At 42.1% G+C, this 17,696-nt stretch carries 18 protein-coding genes; 4 read left to right on the forward strand and 14 right to left on the reverse strand.

Annotation, left to right across the window (positions count from 1 at the left end; translation table 11 throughout):
• Positions 1 to 89: 89 nt before the first annotated feature.
• Positions 90 to 257 (reverse strand): YvzF family protein, encoded by a 168-nt coding sequence (locus tag SB660_RS10230; RefSeq protein WP_003213147.1) that lies wholly within the window; start codon positions 255 to 257, stop codon positions 90 to 92.
• Positions 258 to 371: 114 nt separating this feature from the next.
• Here SB660_RS10230 and SB660_RS10235 point away from each other — a divergent pair, with 114 nt between their 5' ends.
• Genes SB660_RS10235 through SB660_RS10250 form a run of 4 tightly spaced genes read left to right on the forward strand, consistent with a single transcriptional unit; the run spans position 372 to position 4,401 of the window.
• Positions 372 to 1,796 (forward strand): spore germination protein, encoded by a 1,425-nt coding sequence (locus SB660_RS10235; protein WP_180310123.1) that lies wholly within the window; start codon positions 372 to 374, stop codon positions 1,794 to 1,796.
• Positions 1,783 to 2,877: a GerAB/ArcD/ProY family transporter gene (locus SB660_RS10240; protein ID WP_180310122.1), complete on the forward strand. Its 1,095-nt coding sequence runs from the start codon at positions 1,783 to 1,785 to the stop codon at positions 2,875 to 2,877. Before SB660_RS10235 ends, SB660_RS10240 begins: the two co-directional genes overlap by 14 nt.
• The gene (locus tag SB660_RS10245; protein WP_410582391.1) at positions 2,874 to 3,995 is read left to right on the forward strand and encodes a Ger(x)C family spore germination protein; all 1,122 of its coding nucleotides are present in this window, start codon (positions 2,874 to 2,876) and stop codon (positions 3,993 to 3,995) included. Before SB660_RS10240 ends, SB660_RS10245 begins: the two co-directional genes overlap by 4 nt.
• 37 nt (positions 3,996 to 4,032) lie before the next feature.
• Positions 4,033 to 4,401, forward strand: a complete 369-nt coding sequence (locus SB660_RS10250; RefSeq protein ID WP_339163848.1) for a hypothetical protein — start codon at positions 4,033 to 4,035, stop codon at positions 4,399 to 4,401.
• Positions 4,402 to 4,448: 47 nt separating this feature from the next.
• On the opposite strand, the gene liaR is transcribed toward SB660_RS10250, so the two are convergent.
• From liaR to SB660_RS10315, 13 genes are all read right to left on the reverse strand, one after another.
• Positions 4,449 to 5,084, reverse strand: a complete 636-nt coding sequence (liaR, locus tag SB660_RS10255; RefSeq protein ID WP_410582394.1) for a two-component system response regulator LiaR — start codon at positions 5,082 to 5,084, stop codon at positions 4,449 to 4,451.
• Positions 5,081 to 6,145 carry a two-component system sensor histidine kinase LiaS gene (gene liaS, locus SB660_RS10260; RefSeq protein ID WP_058013713.1) on the reverse strand — a complete coding sequence of 355 codons (1,065 nt, stop codon included), beginning with the start codon at positions 6,143 to 6,145 and terminating at the stop codon, positions 5,081 to 5,083. Before liaS ends, liaR begins: the two co-directional genes overlap by 4 nt.
• Positions 6,142 to 6,906 (reverse strand): cell wall-active antibiotics response protein LiaF, encoded by a 765-nt coding sequence (liaF, locus tag SB660_RS10265; protein ID WP_410582554.1) that lies wholly within the window; start codon positions 6,904 to 6,906, stop codon positions 6,142 to 6,144. Before liaF ends, liaS begins: the two co-directional genes overlap by 4 nt.
• 30 nt (positions 6,907 to 6,936) lie before the next feature.
• Entirely contained in the window at positions 6,937 to 7,806 is an 870-nt protein-coding gene (gene liaG / locus SB660_RS10270; protein WP_410582396.1) for a LiaG family protein, read from the reverse strand.
• A gap of 111 nt (positions 7,807 to 7,917) precedes the next feature.
• A complete protein-coding gene (liaH, locus tag SB660_RS10275; RefSeq protein ID WP_058013711.1) occupies positions 7,918 to 8,583 on the reverse strand; it encodes a stress responsive protein LiaH in 666 nt (221 codons plus the stop codon).
• Positions 8,584 to 8,598: 15 nt separating this feature from the next.
• Positions 8,599 to 8,991, reverse strand: coding sequence for a hypothetical protein (locus SB660_RS10280; protein ID WP_058013710.1), 393 nt, complete (start codon positions 8,989 to 8,991; stop codon positions 8,599 to 8,601).
• Positions 8,992 to 9,208: 217 nt separating this feature from the next.
• A complete protein-coding gene (locus tag SB660_RS10285; RefSeq protein WP_180310118.1) occupies positions 9,209 to 9,778 on the reverse strand; it encodes a cob(I)yrinic acid a,c-diamide adenosyltransferase in 570 nt (189 codons plus the stop codon).
• Between the two features lie 130 nt (positions 9,779 to 9,908).
• Complete coding sequence (locus tag SB660_RS10290; protein ID WP_180310117.1) at positions 9,909 to 11,189, reverse strand: heme ABC transporter ATP-binding protein; 1,281 nt, start codon at positions 11,187 to 11,189, stop codon at positions 9,909 to 9,911.
• Positions 11,186 to 12,244 (reverse strand): FecCD family ABC transporter permease, encoded by a 1,059-nt coding sequence (locus SB660_RS10295; protein ID WP_410582398.1) that lies wholly within the window; start codon positions 12,242 to 12,244, stop codon positions 11,186 to 11,188. The genes SB660_RS10290 and SB660_RS10295 overlap by 4 nt, the downstream gene beginning before the upstream one ends.
• On the reverse strand, positions 12,210 to 13,160 hold the full coding sequence (locus tag SB660_RS10300; protein WP_180310115.1) for an ABC transporter substrate-binding protein: 951 nt from the start codon (positions 13,158 to 13,160) through the stop codon (positions 12,210 to 12,212). The genes SB660_RS10295 and SB660_RS10300 overlap by 35 nt, the downstream gene beginning before the upstream one ends.
• Positions 13,161 to 13,332: 172 nt before the next feature.
• A complete protein-coding gene (locus SB660_RS10305; RefSeq protein ID WP_410582400.1) occupies positions 13,333 to 14,724 on the reverse strand; it encodes a glycoside hydrolase family 28 protein in 1,392 nt (463 codons plus the stop codon).
• A gap of 20 nt (positions 14,725 to 14,744) precedes the next feature.
• Positions 14,745 to 16,238 (reverse strand): UxaA family hydrolase, encoded by a 1,494-nt coding sequence (locus tag SB660_RS10310; RefSeq protein WP_410582402.1) that lies wholly within the window; start codon positions 16,236 to 16,238, stop codon positions 14,745 to 14,747.
• Positions 16,235 to 17,692: a tagaturonate reductase gene (locus SB660_RS10315; protein WP_410582405.1), complete on the reverse strand. Its 1,458-nt coding sequence runs from the start codon at positions 17,690 to 17,692 to the stop codon at positions 16,235 to 16,237. Before SB660_RS10315 ends, SB660_RS10310 begins: the two co-directional genes overlap by 4 nt.
• Between the last annotated feature and the right edge of the window lie 4 nt (positions 17,693 to 17,696).

Here is a 17,696-nt window from a genome sequence, read left to right on the forward strand (position 1 = left end):
TATGTATCCCTCCATAGCTTCTATACACTCAACTCTATTCTATACAAAAAACCAAAATCCTTTAAGCGTTTTCAATTAAAATTTTATCTTTATTTTAATTTTAGTTCAATATAAACGCGGACATCTTTCGAATATTTGTATTTTGGGTTCGTTTTTCCGTAATCTTTTGATGTATATGTCACTTCATAATGCTTGTCAAACGACTGTAGAATACGGTCAATCTCCTCTTTTGTTCCTGCTAAACGAATTTGCGCCATCTTGTTTCCTCCAAAACCCTAATTCTTTCTTTTACCACAAAATAATGTAACACAGAATATTGTTTTTTCAAGCAGGTAATGCTAAGAAAAAGTTATTTGAGGCGGGTGATCCATTTGAATCAAACTCCACTGAAAGAGCACTTATACGATAATCTCTCTGTCATCCTCCCGCAGTTAAAGGATATGGACGATTTGATTCATGAGAAAAAAACGCTGCCTCACGGGCAAGTTGTTTACTATTTATACATAAAAGAAATGAACAAAAAGATGGAGATTCAAACCTTTTTAAAGCTGCTTCTCCAAGATCATGCGTCTCTTACAAAAGAAAAGTTGGAATCTAATTTATCCATGATGACCACTCGTTCGGTTAAGACCTCTGAAGAATTGATTGATGCGATTTTTGAAGGTCACTGCGTGGTGCTGATTAACGGATTTCAGCATGCTTATATATTAGAAACAAACGGAACGAAGAAACGCAATTTAGGGGATTCTACCTCTGAAACAGTCGTAAGAGGACCAAAAATTGGTTTTATTGAAGATTTAAATACGAATTTAGCGCTTGTAAGACAGCGCTTAAAAAATCCTGATGTCAAAACCATCGATATGAAGATTGGTCTACAGAAATACACACAGGTGACCATCATGTACATCGACGGTATCGTACAAGTACCTGTTTTAAAGGAAGTCAAAAAGCGGCTCAAGCAAGTCACCATTGATGATATACAGGACTCTGGTGTTCTTGAGGAGCTCATTGAAGACAATGTGTACTCTCCTTTTCCACAAATTCAAAACACAGAACGGCCGGATAAAGTCGCGTCTGCTTTAAACAATGGCCGGGTCGCCATTTTTGTCGATCACTCACCTTTTGTGTTAATTGTACCTGCTTCGCTCGCCACAATTATGCAATCACCTGATGATTATTATGAAAGGTGGATCGCTGCCTCTCTCATTCGGATGCTGCGGTTTACCTCGATCTTTCTGACATTATTTTTATCAGCCATTTATATTGCGCTTGTGTCCTTCCATCAAGGGCTTTTACCAACAACTCTTGCTATTTCAATCTCAAGTACGAGAGAAAATGTCCCCTTTCCGCCTATTGTGGAGGCGCTTATCATGGAGATCACAATTGAACTGCTGCGGGAAGCCGGTTTAAGGCTGCCAAATCCACTCGGTCAAACGATTGGACTTGTTGGCGGGGTTGTTATTGGACAGGCTGCCGTTCAGGCACATATTGTCAGCTCGATTATGGTGATTATCGTGAGTGTCATTGCACTTGCATCCTTTACTGTTCCTCAATATGGAATGGGCATGTCCTTTCGCGTGCTCCGTTTTGTGTCCATGTTTGCTGCAGCTACCTTTGGTTTATATGGGATTGTGCTGTTTATGCTCGTACTCCTTACCCATCTCACACGTCAAAAAAGTTTTGGCACACCGTATTTCTCACCAGATTTTGTGTTCAGCTATAAAAACGAGAACAATTCCATTATTCGATTGCCCTTAAAAAATCAACAGAAAGGAGAACGAGATGGTCAATCATAAAGAGTCGATATCAAGCTATCAGGCAAGTGCCATTATTGCGAATACAACACTAGGCGCGAGTATGATGATTCTGCCACGTGCAATGGCTCAGGCTGCGGCTACACCTGACGGCTGGATTGCACTCTTACTCATGAGTGTCATTTACATTGTGTTTATTTTTGCAAATGTCCTGATGATGAAAAAAGTACCCTTCTCCTCATATTATGATTATACGAATGAGGGACTTGGAAAATGGATTGGCGCGCTTGCTAACCTCTTAATTATTATTTATTTTCTTGGCGTTGCCAGCTATGAAGTACGGGCTATGTCGGAGATGGTAAAGTTCTTTCTGCTTCAAAACACGCCTGTAGCGGTGACAATGATTAGCTTTATTGTGGTCGGTCTTTATCTTGTGATTGGCGGGATTGGTGATTTAGCCAGGCTATTTCCTTTTATTCTGATTGTGACGCTCATCATCTTATTTGTCGCTTACGGACTGAGCGTGCAAGAATTTAAGCTAGATAACCTTCGTCCCGTTTTAGGAGAGGGATTCACCCCTGTCTTCAAATCTTTGAACGCATCAGCCATTTCGTTTGTAGGCATTGAAATGATGCTGTTTATGCCTGCCTATTTGAACACGCAAAAACACACCTTTGCTTATGGTACAGTCGGCTTTTTGATTCCTGCGATCATCTATATTTTCACCTATATTCTTGTGGTTGGTGCGTTCACGGTGAAAGAAACAGCGACTTTGACTTGGCCGACAATTGCCTTATTTCAATCGTTTGATATACAGGGGATTTTTATTGAACGGATTGAATCCTTTTTGCTGATCGTTTGGCTTGTTCAGCTGTATACAAGCTTTGTTGGGTATACATTTTTTGCTGCTATCGGTATATCTAAACTGACTAAGTTTCCTAAAAAGGTGGTCCTCGTTTTAATGGGAATTGTCATTTACTTTGCTGCTATTTTCCCAAAGGATGTTGACACAGTACGTGATTATTTAACTTATGTGAATGATTTATTTTTCCTTTTATTCGGTATCCTCCCGTTTCTCTTATTTATCATCGTGTTTTTTAAAAGGAGGCGGAAAGCTGCATGAAAAAGAACGCAACCTTTGCAATTCTGATCCTTGTTCTATTAAGTGGATGCTGGGATAGTACCAATATTGAGGAGCTGAACATGGCGATTGGTTATGGCTTAGATAAAGGAGATGACGGTCATAAGCTTAAAATATCTATGCAAGTCCTTGTTCCTCAAAAAATTGAGCAAGAATCCAGCGTAAAAGACCCAACAAAGATTATTGAAACGAGCGGAGATTCCGTACATCAAATATTCCGAACAACAACACTTAAAAGTCACCGTATTTTCGCGCAGCAGCTAAGGGTGTATTTATTTTCTGAGGAGCTCATCAATGAGAATAATTTCGACCTCGTCATTAATGAATTTATTCGCGACAATGAAGCGCGGAGAGGAAGCCTCGTCTTTATGACCCCTGAGAAACCTGGGGACATCCTGAAAATCAATGACGATGGACAGCCAGCTTCTTCTACATTATATGATATTTCTGGGAATACTAAATCGACTATACGTATGCTCAAGCCCGTTTCATTAGGAGATATTTCTTCTGCTATGCAAAACAACGTATCTTTTGCTGTTCCGAAAGTCAGTGTGGATCAAGGGAAATTAATAATCGACGGTGCCTCTATTATTAAAAACAAACGTTTTCTCACCAATATCTCTCCGTTAGCCGTGCAGTCATACAATCTGTTGACTGGGGACGGTAAAGGCGGAGTCGTTGAATTTAAATATGATCAGAGCATCTATTCTTTTGAGATATTTAAACTAAAACACAACATTGAAACGAATAAAACAGCCAGTGGGAATTATCAATTTAATGTGTCAGTGGAGCTTGATGGAAGATTGTCTGAGGATTGGAATGAGCGAGAGAACGCATTTAATGAAAAGTATCTTCAAGAAATTGAGCGTGCAGTGGAGCGTCGATTAGAGGAAGATGCAAAAGATTTCATCGAGGAATTACAGCATGAGATCAAAGCTGATATTTGCGGGTTCTATCAAAAGGCGAGTATTGCTTACCCGAAGGATTTTCGAAAAGATGCAAAACATTGGGATGAGATTTTTAGTGAATCAGATATTCAGTACAAAGCAAATGTGAAAATCCGTGACTTCGGGACTAAGGGCGCAACACAATCCTTATAGAGTATGTTAAAATGGTAAGAAAAAAAGGGTGTCAATCATGAAACGAGCTTTACTTTCGGCCGGCATTCTATTTTTGATTCTAGGAATACTCCTGTTAATCGTTGTATTCATGCAATCAAAAGAAGATTTCTTCATTGAAGCCGACAGCTTTTCAAGCACATTTTTGATCGTGATCTATTATGGACAAACCCCTGCGCTCCTTCTTATTGGAGGCGGTATATTCGTCGGACTTTCACAGATCATTGGTTTGCAAGAGAAAAAGGCAGCTTTGGCAAAGGAGAGCGTAAAGCTATTATCCGAGATGAAGAAAGCCCTAGAAGACAAATCGGCCGAGGAGCAGGAGGCTTTTCCAGTTCCTGAGCTCCATCAACTATCCGAACGTCCGATCACAGGACAGAAGGACTAAACTTACGCATGTTCTAGCAGCTTTCTTTTGAAAGCTGTTTTTTTATTTTATTGGATCAGCTTATGACGATGTGCATACACAGCCGCTTGCGTCCGGTCTTCTACATCGAGTTTGGAAAGAATGTTCGTAATATGTGTCTTCACTGTTTTAATTGTAATAAATAGTTCCTCAGCGATGACCTTATTCGATTTCCCATCGGCAATCAGCTTCAAGATTTCCATTTCCCTTGCTGTTAATGCATCATGAAGGATCGATTCATTTGAGGAATGACGAAGTTTATTCATCACCTTTCCAGCTACTTTTGATTCTAGTCTTGGTTCGCCGATACTTGCAGACCGAATGGCATCTGCAATTTCGCCTGCCTTGGATGTTTTTAATAAATAACTTAACGCACCTGCCTCAATCACTGGATAAACTTTATCATCGTCAATAAAGCTCGTCAGAACGATAATGCGAGCATCTTCAATTTCCTGACAAATTCTTTTCGTTGCTTCGATGCCATCCATGCCTTCCATGACAAGATCCATTAAAATGACATCTGGCCGTAATTCAACTGCTAGCTCTACACCTTTTTGTCCATCTGACGCTTCACCAATGACTTCAATATCAGCCTGTGCCTCTAAAAAAGCAGCAAGCCCCATTCTCACCATTTCGTGATCATCAATTAAAAGCACTCGAATCATCGAACGTTCTCTCCTTTTCCTTCATCAAAAATGGGAACCTTCACATCAATTTGTGTTCCTTTTCCTTCAAATGACATAATCTCTGCGACACCGCCTACTTCACTTGTTCTTTCACGAATTGATTCCAGTCCGTAGGAGGCCGTCTTCACATGATCGGTTTGAAAGCCGATCCCATTGTCGATAATCTTCAGCTGCACCTGCCGATTTCGAATGAGCAGACGCACCGTCACCTTTGTCGCCTTTGCATGCCTGAACACATTTGACAGGGCTTCCTGTACAATTCGGAAGAGGTGATCCTCTACTCCTTTTGAGAGCGGTACATCATCTTCTATTTCCCAATCAATATCAATCGGCTGCTTTGCTTGAAATTCATTTAGGAGTTCAATCAAGCCTTTTTTCAAGTCTTTTCCTTCAAGGGTGATCGGTCTGAGATGTAGCAAAAGCGCACGCATTTCATTCTGTGCATCGCCAGCCATTCGTTCGACTAAGCGCATCTGCTTTAAAATCTTTTCATCCTTTTCCTTCATGCCTTCAAGAATCGCAGAGGTCATCATTGAAATTGCAAACAACTGCTGGCTGACCGCATCATGCAGTTCTCGTGCTAGACGCTGACGTTCTTCGGAGACGACCGATTTTTTCATTTGCACCTGCCATTCTGCCCGCTCATTCGAGAGCTTTTGCAAAGAGGCTACTTGACCTTCTACTCGTTTCGCCATTTCATTTAATTGGTCTGCCGCTAAGCCAATTTCATCATCGCCAAGAGACGGCAGTCTGTATGCAAAGTTCCCATTTTCAAACTTTAAAATCGACTCTACAAGCTGATCAAGACGCTTTTTATGCTGATAGCCAAATACATGTGAGGCAGAAACCCCAATGGCAAGACTAATGATCAGTAAAATACAAAAAAACGGGATGCCGAACCAGCGGGTAGAGAGGAGAATCATCGGATCAAGCTGATAATAAAAAAACATGGGCAGCATCGTCATGATAACAACACCAAGTGAGATCCCTACTCCAAGACGAATAGATTGCCACTGGATACCTAGATGGAGTTTCCTCATAAGTATCTCACATCCACATCTCCGATCAGTAAAGAGATGGAGATTTTCACTTTTCGTTTGCTCTCATCGTAATTGTCGGTCATCACATACACTTTACTGCCGAATCCGCTTCTTTTTTCATCAATAATTTTCATATCACCAATGGCAGCCGAAGCACTCACACATACTTCAATATCCTGCGGCACGAAAATATCCACATCTCCGATGAGCCCGCTTATTACGATCGTGCTCTCTTCTTCTGCGATGATGGCCTTTGATAAGTCGATTTTGACATCTCCGATAAACCCTGAAATCGTCAGATCACTTAATTGAAACGGCTTTTTCATCAGTCTGACTTCACCGATAAAGAAGTCATGCTCCTTGCGCGGCTTTGTCTGGCTTTTTGTTTTCTTTTGCTCGCCCTCTTTTTCAAGATTGACTTTCAGAGAAGGCTTATTGCTCTCCGGTGCTTCCTTTTTATCGACATCAAAAACGGGTTTGTTTTTCAATAAGCGATAGCCGGCATATATCAAAAAGGCCGCAAATAAATATCCTGTGAGACTAAACGTAATATTGAGCAGGAATTTTAAAAAGAGAAAGCCGGCAAAAATATAGGAAACTGAACCGAGCCAACGTTTGGATCTTGAGTGCAGCCAATAGCCCGCAAGCGCAAAAAACACAGGCCAAAACAAATCGGCTCCGATCCCAATAATTTTGAGAAATAGATTAATACCAAAAATCACGACAATGATGCCTAAAATTTGATTCCTTGAAAAACGCAGTTGACTCGCCTCCTTCCTTTGTTTCGTTCATTACCGCAGCTTTAAGTTTCCACTTGTCATTTCAATATCGACTAAGTGTGTCCCTTTTCCCCGCGTGCCTGTAAAGCCTCGACCTTCACTATCTGCTTGATCAAAGTGATAGGTGTGATCGACACTTCCACTTGTTTTTTTCACTTGGACATTAAAATCTCCTTCATCCGGCAGGTTAAATTTTGCGCTGCCTGATGTCATGTGAAAGGAGACAGGTGATTCAATGGTATCAAAGCTTGCCGTCAATCTACCACTCGTCATTTCTAGCTGCATTTCCCCTTTGACATCTTTAATATCGGCACGCCCTGAGGTTGCTCCAATATCGCTATTTTTCGCATCGATGTGAGACACAGAGAGTCTGCCAGATGTCGCTTTGATTTCGACATTGTTTGCTGAGAAATTCTCGGCATTGAGGTTTCCGCTTGTTGATTTGAGGATCACATCTTCAAGTGCCAGCTTCCCTTCGCCGTCAATCTCACTGACCCCGCTTCCACCCGTAATCTTCACATTTTTATGATAATCTGTTGGCATTTTGACTAAGAGTTCTCCTTTTTCAAATGAAGTGAAAAACAAGAATCCTTTATTTTCAGCACGGATGTTAAATGTACTGCCTGTTTGTTCCGCATACATTTTCCCTTTTCCACCTACGACCATCACGGAAATATCGGAACGATTTTCAGGCTGTACCTTCACGCAAAATCCAGAAAGAGAAATATCTAATTGATCAATTTCATCTTTTTTCGCTGAAGCTGTTGTGACTGGTTTTTCACGGGAGAAACTCAAATGAAAGAGATTTTCGTTTTTGAAAAGCATCCCAATCATTAAAAAGACACCTACGAGTATACAAATTAGACCAATTAATCGCTTCATTCATACCATCCCTTTATCTTCTGACCTTTTCATTATAAGGAAAAGCGAAACAGAAAGAAATCAAATATCGGAAGAAAAATCCTGCTTTTCTTCCGACCTGTCTCTGATTTCTTAGTTTGCTTGCTTCTGCTCAGGCTTCTTCTCCAGCTTGAGCTTTTGCCATTCTTTTTCAACCTCATCTGCATAGTCTAGGTGAGCATATGCCCCTTGATCTGCAAATTGTGCATAGCTGCCTGCTTTTGTCTCCATTTCTTCGATACGGTTCTCCATTCGAAGAAATTCTTTATATGCACTTTCACTATCTACTTTATTCATAGATTCGTTCATATGCTGCTTTGCCTGTGCGGCATTTGCTCTTGCTATGAGCGCCTGCTTCTTGTCTTTAATATCACGCAGCTTCGTTTCTAACTGCTGCAATTGCTCTTTTAGCTCCTTTAGTTGTTTCACAGATTGCTGATAAGCTTCCTGATATTCCAAATGCTTTTCTTCAAAATACTTCATTTCTGTGAGCGCTTTTCGAGCTAACTCTTCTTCTCCTGCGTGAAATGCCAGCTCAGCCTGCTTCTTTCTTTTTTCAGCAAATGCTTCCGTCTCTTCTGCTTTGCGCAGGAAACCTTGTTGAATCGTTTGCTGTTTGATGATCGCATGTTTCGCTTTGGCAATATCGTCCTCCATATCACGAACGTACTGATTTAGCATGACACGCGGGTTCTCCATTTTATCTAAGCCCTCATTGACCGTTGCAACAAACATATCTCTCATTCTTCTAAATACCATTTGAATTTCCTCCTCTTATTTTTTCTTTAAAAAGTCTTCCCATTCTTGATCAAATGACGTATGCATAGGTTCTTCCATTTTCGGGGACGTGTTTGGCTCCATATATGATCTGCTTGATGATCCTTTTGCCACTTCACCATTGATCATCGTCCAGCCGAAGTAGAGAAGCCCCCCAGCTAGTGCGATTCCAAGGATAAATGGCAGAGCTTGCACAACGATCATGACACCAATGACTGCTAGAATGACACCGAAGGTTTTACTGCCTTGCTCATATTTCTTTACACCTACATAGATGAGCCACGCCCCAATCAGAATCGGGATCAGCCCTCCTAGTGAACCACCGAAGAAGATGGATAGACCGACAAACATTAAAATCGAACCGATGATGGTTTTACTTGTTATTTTCATCTTCATGCCTCCTTTCTTGCTCCTTGCTTTTACTATAGTCAAAAAAGAAAGCTGGCAAAACGTGTCGCAGATTGATCTTTCATTGCGACCAGAGTCGTAACTTCGCTCAGACTGAGCGGTAGAATCCAATAAAAAAGCACTCTTCAATGAGAAGAGTGCTCAGATTGTTGACAAAGGGCTAAAATGATCTTTATTTTAGCCCTTTGTCTTCTTTTCTTTATTTAGACCGAAATACGTTTGCACTTCGTTCATATTCAACATCCGCTTCACCGAGCCGATGATTCACGATTCGGGCAGCTGCAAATAAATAGTCAGATAGGCGGTTTACATATGTGAGCGCAACTGATGGAATCTTCTCCTGCTTCGCAAGCGTCACCATATGCCGCTCTGCTCTTCTGACGACTGTCCGCGCCACATGTAAGAGAGCTGCGCCTTCCTGGCCGCCCGGTAAAATAAACTTCGTGAGCGGCGCGGCTTCTTCTACATAGACATCCATTCTTTGCTCAAGGACTGCTACAGACGCTTCCGTTAATTTACCTTCTTTCGGTGGTTTCACTGCTGCTAAATCACCGCCGCAGTCAAACAACTCGTGCTGTATCATAATCAGCTCTGACAAAATGTCTTGAAACAATTCGCCATGCTGACGTAATTTTGCATGTGCGAGTCCAATAAAGCTATTCGCCTCATCTAACGTGCCATAAGCCTCTACTCTCACATCATCTTTATCAGCTCTTCCGCCGATCAAGCCTGTTTGGCCCTGATCCCCGGTTTTGGTATAAAGTTTCATTGGTGTTCCTCCTTCTCTATTGCTTTGTCCTTTTAGTATAACCTGAAGTGAAAAGGATGTATTTGTTTAACTAAAGCACTGTGATGTTCATCGCATCATAAACAAAAAAAGCGAACCCTTTGGTTCACTTTCAAATGGCATTTAATGAATAAAGAAGACGGTGCACTTTCTGCTTTAATCTTTCGTGTAAATGCTCATCATCTTCTGTTTCTTGCATACCCGCAGCAGCGATACAAAGATGATGAATGGACATGCTCGTCTCCTGTTTCATCATATGGACAAGCTGCCCCACAAGCTGAACAGACGCTCCGTCTGATATAGACTCTTTCAGTACAAGCCAAATGGTCAGCTCTCCTTGATGACGCATGCCGTAAAGCACCATGTCGTCGTCTGTGTCTTCAGCAGCAAATTGTTTTGGTCCACTTGCTTGGTCGTAAAACAATAGTCCTTCCCGATCTTCCAGCTCATCTCGAAGCATCTCACTTCCCGTTCCGAGAGACCTTTTCCAAAAGAAGCCGCCTTTTTTCTGATATGAGGAAAGGATGCGAAGCGGCTGTTTGAGGGAAAACGTCATTCCTTCTCCGCCATGCGTTTTCCAGCCATCCGCTAACTTTGCATTTGATGCTACAGAAGCCCCCGCAGGCTCAATGATCACCTGAGGGTTTGCCCTTCGCGGATGTTGGAGCGGTGTTACATTTGTTTCATATACTCGGTTGATTCGCTCAGGCGTCAAGACGTGATGCGGCAGCCCTGCCATCTCTGCCTTTCCTTCATCAAGCAGGAGCAGCCGATCACAATACAAACTGGCGATGTTCACATCATGAAACACACCGATTACCGTCAGCCTAGAGGAAGTGGTCTCTTCTTTAATTAAATCAAGCAAGTCTTTTTGATAGGCCAAATCAAGAAAACTGGTTGGTTCATCCAGCAATAAATAGTCAGGCTGCTGGGCTAATGCCTGTGCCAAGTACACACGCTGCTGTTCTCCCCCGCTTAGCTCATGAATGGATTGATCCTTAAATTGTGCAACATCCGTTTGTTCCATTACTTTGTTGATGATCTGCATATCTTCTCGTGTAACAGATTGCAGCCATCCTTTTTGATATGGATAACGACCGAATTGAACCGTTTCTTCCACTGTAAATGAGAAGGCTTGGTCCGTTTTCTGCGGTAGAACAGCCATTTTTTGTGCAAGTGCCTTTGGACGGTAAGATTGAATCAGTTGACCGCTCAGGCGTACCTCACCACTGTCAGGTTCCAGCAGCCCAGAGATCATTTTAAGCAAAGTCGACTTCCCGCTTCCATTTGGACCAAGTATACCGAGAAATTCGCCTTGCTTTACCTCAAGACTGATGCCGCGTATGACCTCTTTCTCTCCATATCCACCTTTAATTTCCTTCACTTGAATCATAGATGAGTCCCTCCTCTATATTTACGAATGAGGATGATGCCGAATACAGGGGCACCAATTAACGCTGTGATGATGCCGATCGGTAATTCAGTCGGCTCAATGATCGTACGCGATAACACATCTGCTAAAACAAGAAAGGAAGCGCCATTCAGCATAGACAAAGGCAGGAGGTGCCGGTGGTCTGTAATAGCTAAGAGGCGAATAAAATGCGGAATCACAAGTCCCACAAATCCGATCGTTCCTGATACCGCTACCGCACTTCCAGTCAGAATTGATCCAGCAAGCAGCACGATATATTTGCTCCTTTTCACATGTACACCTAATAGCTTTGCCTTCTCCTCGCCATACGTCATAACATTCAAATCTCTCCCCATCAGCATTAATGCAAAGGTCCCAATCAGAAAGAAAGGAAGGAAAAGCACAATATAGCGCCAGCCCCTCATGGACACACTGCCAAGAAGCCAATGAATAATCTCTTTTAGATCATCACCCGTTAAAGCAATCATCAATGAAATAAGCGCGCCCAAAAAAGAACTGAAAATCACCCCTGTTAAAATTAACGAGGAGATGCTCATCCCCCGATGAACAAGACGTGCAAAAAAGAGGACGAGACATAAGGTCACAAGTGCTGTTGTCATACTGAAAAAAGGCAGTGTGAAACTGCCGAGCAAAGGGAGCTGCAAACTGAAAAATAGGGTCGCGACAGCTCCAACTGATGCACCTTGAGATACCCCCAGTGTATATGGGTCAGCAAGCGGATTTTTTAATAAGCCTTGAAAAGCTGCTCCAGATAACGCCAGCGCTGCTCCGACTAGTGCCGCTAATATCACTCTTGGCAGCCGGATATTCATCATAATATTGCGATCAATTGAATCTATTGTGCCTATCTGCACACCGAATAGTTCGTGAACAAATATACGGAGAATAGAAGGAATGGGAATCCCTAAGCTTCCAAAGGAGATTCCCATTCCAATGCTCACCACAAGAAGTAAAGCACTTAGTGTGTATGCGATGATGAATTTATTTGAAGGTGTCAGGATAGATGCTTTTCGCAAGAGCCTCGACTCCTTCAACCAATCGCGGTCCCGGTCTTGATGCGAGATCCGTATTCAATTGAAAGACTTGTTTTTCCTTCACTGCTTTGATCGCATTCCAGCCGTCTCTCTTTTTCAGATCAGCTAAACTGGAACCATCAATTGTGACGATTACGTCAGGGTTTCGTTTGATAATCGATTCTTCTGTCATTTGCACCCAGCCAGTTTGATCACCAGCAGCATTTTTCGCATGGATTACAGAAAGCATTTCGTCCATAAATGTATGAGTTCCTGTTGTATAAATTTCAGGAGTACCTGACACTTCAACAAAGACTGTTTTTTGTTTGTCTTTTGAGATCGCCTCTGCTTGTTTCTTGATGTTATTCAATTTTGCTTTCATCTCGTCTACAAGCTTTGTTGATGTTTCTTTTGCACCTGTTGCTTCACCAATCATATTGATCGATTTGTACACATCCTTAAAGGAAGTGGCATCATTTACAGTCAGTACTTGAATCCCTGCATCCTCTAGCTGTTTAAATCCATCTTTTGATCCCATCTGCGAGGCATGAGCTAGTACCAGATCAGGTTTTAAGGAAATAACCTTCTCGACATTGAATTCAAGTCCGCCAATTTTCTCTACCTTTTCAACTTCCTTTGGATAATTGTCAAAATCAGATCGTCCAACCATTTTATCTCCAAGACCAAGCGCATAGGCAACTTCTGTATTACTTGGAATTAATGAAACAATTCGTTTAGGCTGTTCTTTGATGTCAACTGTTTTACCAGCTGCATCTTTAATCGAGACAGGAAATGCCGCAGCCGCTGTTTCGTTATTTTGTGAACTCTTTGCTTTATGGTCTGTTTCAGCACCTGCACATCCTGCTAAAACACCCATCACAAGCAGGAGCGATAGCCAAATGGCCGTTAACTTTTTCATGAATGAACCCCCTGATTTATGTACTGCTTGACGAAATCTCTTCCGTCAATTCTTTTCTAATTTCGGGAATATTATACTACAGTGCAGATAGGTTGTATATGTGATTTCTAAAAGCGTCTTTTTCGTTCTGATATAAGAAAAACAGCCTTTAAAAAGACTGTTTTTCACCCATCTATTTATTAATTTGTTCCCCATTGATGACGACTTTCTGAAAAGAAGGCGCTACTGCATGCTCCAAAGAAAGCGGATACGTCACATGATCTATGACACAATTTTTCATGTTGAAATGGGTCACAGGAGAATGTGGGTAGGCGGCTATTTTCACACCATATCTTCCGCCGCTGCTTTTCAATTCTTCTACTTCAATATGACGTACAACAGGACGATGTGGACCCGCATCCCCTTCCTCATACATCATGTCGATACAGACCACTTCATGCTTTAGGCTTTTGACTGTGTTGTTTTTAAAGTAAATATGTTCAATGGTCCCGCCTCTGACAGAGTTGGTTTTAATCCGAAGTGCCCGGTCAAGGTTCGGACTATCCATTACATTATTCTCTGCATAGACATACCTTACCCCGCCAGAGATTTCACTCCCAATCGTCACTCCGCCGTGTCCATCACGCATCTCATTTCTACGAATGACAATGTTTTCAGACGGAATCCCTATTCTCCGTCCGTCCTCGTTCCTTCCAGATTTAATGGCAATACAATCGTCGCCATTATCAAAATAACAATCTTCAATGAGCACATTCCGGCAAGATTCCGGATTGACACCATCTGTGTTTGGTCCATGCCCAATAATATGGACTCCACGGACAATCACATGTTCACTCAGTACAGGGTGAATTTGCCACATCGGTGAATCCTTCACTGTCACTCCCTCAATAAGAACTTGCTGACATTGGTAGGGCTGGATAAAGCTTGATCTTAAATAATGCCCTTCTCCAAACTCTCTTTCTTCTACTGATATTCTCTTTTCAGCCATCTCAAATAGAAGCTGACGATCCCGATCTTGAGAAGGCTGGCCATTCGTGCCATATTTCCAAGGCCACCAATGATGCTCATCCCCTCCGCCATCAAGCGTTCCAGCTCCTGTAATGGCGATGTTTTCTGCATGGTGTGCATAAATGAGAGGTGAATAATTATAAAGCTCAACCCCTTCATATCTTGTCAGTACAAGCGGCAGATAATCCTTTGGGTTTTGGCTGAATGTCACATACGCTTTCTCATGCAAATGCAATTCTACATGACTCTTCAATTCTAGCGCACCTGTCACAAACGTCCCTTCCGGAATCAGCACACGTCCCCCTTTCAAACGGTGCGCATCATCAATGGCAGACTGGATCGCATCTGTTGAAAGCTCGATTCCTTTTGCATCTGCACCATAAAGAACCACATTAAATTCACGATCAGGGAACAGCGGTGCTTTTATCTGTTTTAACACTTGATGGATTCCGTTTGCTTCTTTGTCTTTCTTCCCTTGCCTTGCTAAACGAGTGAGTCCAATCCCCGTAAGTACCGTTCCTGCTGTGATATACATCAAATCCCGTTTTCTAGACACATTATGATCCCCCAGTCGCCTTAAAGTGTGACACCTGTTTTGAAAATAGCCAGCTCTCTAAAATTGTTTTTTTCATGATTTAATAGCTTTCCGCTCGCCACATCAATGACCGTTGAAATGAATTTTTCTAACACAATATCTTCTGGTACATCTTCAAGCAATTCTCCCGCATTAAAGTCAATCCAATGTTTTTTTGTTTCATATAAGGCTGTATTCGTCGAGACTTTCATTGTTGGGACAAACGTGCCGAATGGTGTCCCTCTACCTGTTGTAAAAAGAACCAACTGACAGCCAGAAGCGGCAAGAGCAGATGAGGCAACCAAATCATTTCCCGGGGCACTTAACAAATTTAAACCCTTTCGCTTCAGCAATTCCCCATATTTCAATACATCTTGAATGTCAGAAGTTCCTGCTTTTTGTGTACAACCGAGAGATTTATCCTCTAATGTCGAAATTCCACCTGCTTTATTTCCCGGGGAAGGATTTTCATATACTGGCTGTCGATGATCCATGAAGTATTGTTTAAAGTCATTGATCATTTGCACAATATTGTCGAAAGTCGCTTCTGATTCCGCTCTCTCCATTAAAATCGTTTCTGCTCCAAACATTTCGGGCACTTCTGTTAACACTGTCGTGCCGCCTTGAGCAACAATAAAATCGGACAGCCTTCCTAAAAGCGGATTTGCGGTAATTCCGGAGAATCCATCTGATCCCCCGCACTTCAAGCCGATTTTCAGCTCAGATAACGGGATTTCTTCACGGTGATCTTCTTTCGCTGCCTCATAAATTTCCTTGAGTAAAGCAACTCCCGTCTCAATCTCATCTCCTACTTCTTGGCTTCTTAAAAATTTCACTCTCTCACGGTCATAATCACCTAATGTAGACTGAAAATGGTCAATATCGTTATTTTCACAACCAAGTCCGAGGACAAGCACTCCTCCAGCATTGGGATGCTTCACGGCATTTTGTAAAATGGTTTTTGTATTCTCATGATCGTCCCCAAGCTGTGAGCATCCGTAATTGTGCTTTAACACGAGAGCTGTTTCAAACGGATGGATGCTTCCGCCCATTTCAGCGGTAAAAATTTGAATGATTTGATCGGCGATGCCATTTACGCATCCAACGGTTGGGACAATCCAAAGCTCATTTCGAATCCCGCTTTCCCCATTTTTTCGTTTATATCCTTTAAATGTAAGGTTCTTTTTTTCATAGGGGTTATTTGTAAAAGAAGGCTCGTATTCATAATCGAGCTTGCCTGATAAATTGGTTTTGATGTTATGTGTATGCACCCACTCTCCAGCAGAAATGGCAGTCGTTGCATGCCCAATAGGGTAACCATATTTCATGACATTCTCTCTTTGCTTGATATCAGCCAATGCAAACTTATGACCTTTGGCGATGGTCTCTTTTAAAATAACGGAATGATCTTGATGATGTAGCTCCTCCCCTTGTTCAAGTACTTTTAAAGCAATACCGACATTATCTGAAGGGTGAATCACAATAAAATCTTTCATGCCTTCTCCCCCTGACTTTCATATTGATGTTGTAGCATTCGTTGAACAGCCGCTCTCATCCCTTGCTCCTTTATGAGGGTAAGCTGGTCAGCTACAGCGTAAACCAAATCATTTATATCCGTTAAATTTCTCCCCCATAATTTCTCACATGATAGAATCTTTGCTGCGATCGTTTCATTAGATTGGTTCTCTTCTTCAAAGGCTTCCTTCATGAATGCCAGTACAGTCTCATCATCCTTTATCTTTTCTGCATGTACTCTGTAAAAATAAATGAGGCTGCTGAGTGAAAACACGAGTTTCATTGGCAGCTGTTTCTTTTGCTCAACATAATCGAGCAATGACGGGAGAATACGGGTTCGAAACTTAGATACACCATTAAGCGCAATATCCAGCAATTGATGCTTCACAAATGGATTGCAAAAGCGATCCCAAACCGATTGTGTATAAAGAAGAAGCTCATCTCGAGAGAGCTCAAGCCCTGGCAGTACTTCCTCCTCCAGCAGCCGCCGGATGAACGTGCCGACATCCTCATCATCCACAGCTTCTTTTACAGTTTCTACCCCGCATGAGTAAGCGATTGGCACCATTGCTGTATGAGCACCATTTAAAATCCGTACCTTGCTCATGCGATAAGGCGCAATATCCTCTACAAAAAGGACATTTAAACCTGCTTCTTGAAAGGGAAGCTCTTTTTGTACGAAGGCAGGTGCTTCAATAACAAAGAGGTGATAGTATTCTGCCGTGACAAGCAACTCGTCGATGTATCCCTCTTCCTTTTGGACAATTTCAGCTGCTTCCTTAGAAAACCCAGGAACAATCCGATCCACAAGCGTATTACAAAACGTATTGGCTTCCTTGATCCATGTGATAAATGCAGACGGCAGATTCCACTCAGCTGCCATGTCTATCACATATTCCTTCAAGCGATCACCGTTATGTTCGACCAGTTCACATGGAAGGATGATCAGCCCTTTTTGTTCATCACCAGCAAATGCTTTAAACCTGTGATATAGGAACGCCGTCAGCTTTCCTGGAAAACTAGCTTGCGGTCGATCCTCCAAGCGATCGGCCTTGCTGAACATAAGTCCTGCCTCTGTCGTGTTTGAGAAGACAAAGCGAAGATCGGGGTTTTCAGCTACTTGTAAAAAAACATCATAATCCGTATACGTACTGATTCCTCTGCTGATCGATTGAATGATCATGCGCTCATTCATTTCTTGCTGGTCATGATAGCCCTGTATACATAAAGTGTATAAGCCATCTTGTTCATTTAAAGCTGCAACAGATCCTTTTCTCGGAGGAACAATTACAGCTCTTCCTTTAAAATCTGTGCAGTCGTTCAGCTTTTGAATGTGCCAATTAATAAAGCCTCGCATAAAATTCCCTTCACCGATCTGCAAAATCGTTTCAGGATACTCAGGCACCGGATATATCGTTTTTGATAAACGTCTCAAATGG

Origin of the sequence: Bacillus sp. SIMBA_005 (assembly GCF_046535585.1) — a bacterium.
In the GTDB taxonomy this organism is placed as follows: Bacteria; Bacillota; Bacilli; order Bacillales; family Bacillaceae; genus Bacillus; species Bacillus pumilus.

What these genes read in the sequence shown, in the direction of transcription:
- SB660_RS10300 (WP_180310115.1), bottom strand. Translation starts at nt 13,160, where the DNA reads ATGAAAAAGTTAACGGCCATTTGGCTATCGCTCCTGCTTGTGATGGGT.
- SB660_RS10310 (WP_410582402.1), bottom strand. Translation starts at nt 16,238, where the DNA reads ATGAAAGATTTTATTGTGATTCACCCTTCAGATAATGTCGGTATTGCT.
- liaG (WP_410582396.1), bottom strand. Translation starts at nt 7,806, where the DNA reads ATGAAGCGATTAATTGGTCTAATTTGTATACTCGTAGGTGTCTTTTTA.
- liaH (WP_058013711.1), bottom strand. Translation starts at nt 8,583, where the DNA reads ATGGTATTTAGAAGAATGAGAGATATGTTTGTTGCAACGGTCAATGAG.
- SB660_RS10290 (WP_180310117.1), bottom strand. Translation starts at nt 11,189, where the DNA reads ATGATTCAAGTGAAGGAAATTAAAGGTGGATATGGAGAGAAAGAGGTC.
- SB660_RS10245 (WP_410582391.1), top strand. Translation starts at nt 2,874, where the DNA reads ATGAAAAAGAACGCAACCTTTGCAATTCTGATCCTTGTTCTATTAAGT.
- SB660_RS10240 (WP_180310122.1), top strand. Translation starts at nt 1,783, where the DNA reads ATGGTCAATCATAAAGAGTCGATATCAAGCTATCAGGCAAGTGCCATT.
- SB660_RS10280 (WP_058013710.1), bottom strand. Translation starts at nt 8,991, where the DNA reads ATGAAAATAACAAGTAAAACCATCATCGGTTCGATTTTAATGTTTGTC.
- SB660_RS10230 (WP_003213147.1), bottom strand. Translation starts at nt 257, where the DNA reads ATGGCGCAAATTCGTTTAGCAGGAACAAAAGAGGAGATTGACCGTATT.
- liaR (WP_410582394.1), bottom strand. Translation starts at nt 5,084, where the DNA reads ATGATTCGAGTGCTTTTAATTGATGATCACGAAATGGTGAGAATGGGG.
- SB660_RS10250 (WP_339163848.1), top strand. Translation starts at nt 4,033, where the DNA reads ATGAAACGAGCTTTACTTTCGGCCGGCATTCTATTTTTGATTCTAGGA.
- liaS (WP_058013713.1), bottom strand. Translation starts at nt 6,145, where the DNA reads ATGAGGAAACTCCATCTAGGTATCCAGTGGCAATCTATTCGTCTTGGA.
- SB660_RS10285 (WP_180310118.1), bottom strand. Translation starts at nt 9,778, where the DNA reads ATGAAACTTTATACCAAAACCGGGGATCAGGGCCAAACAGGCTTGATC.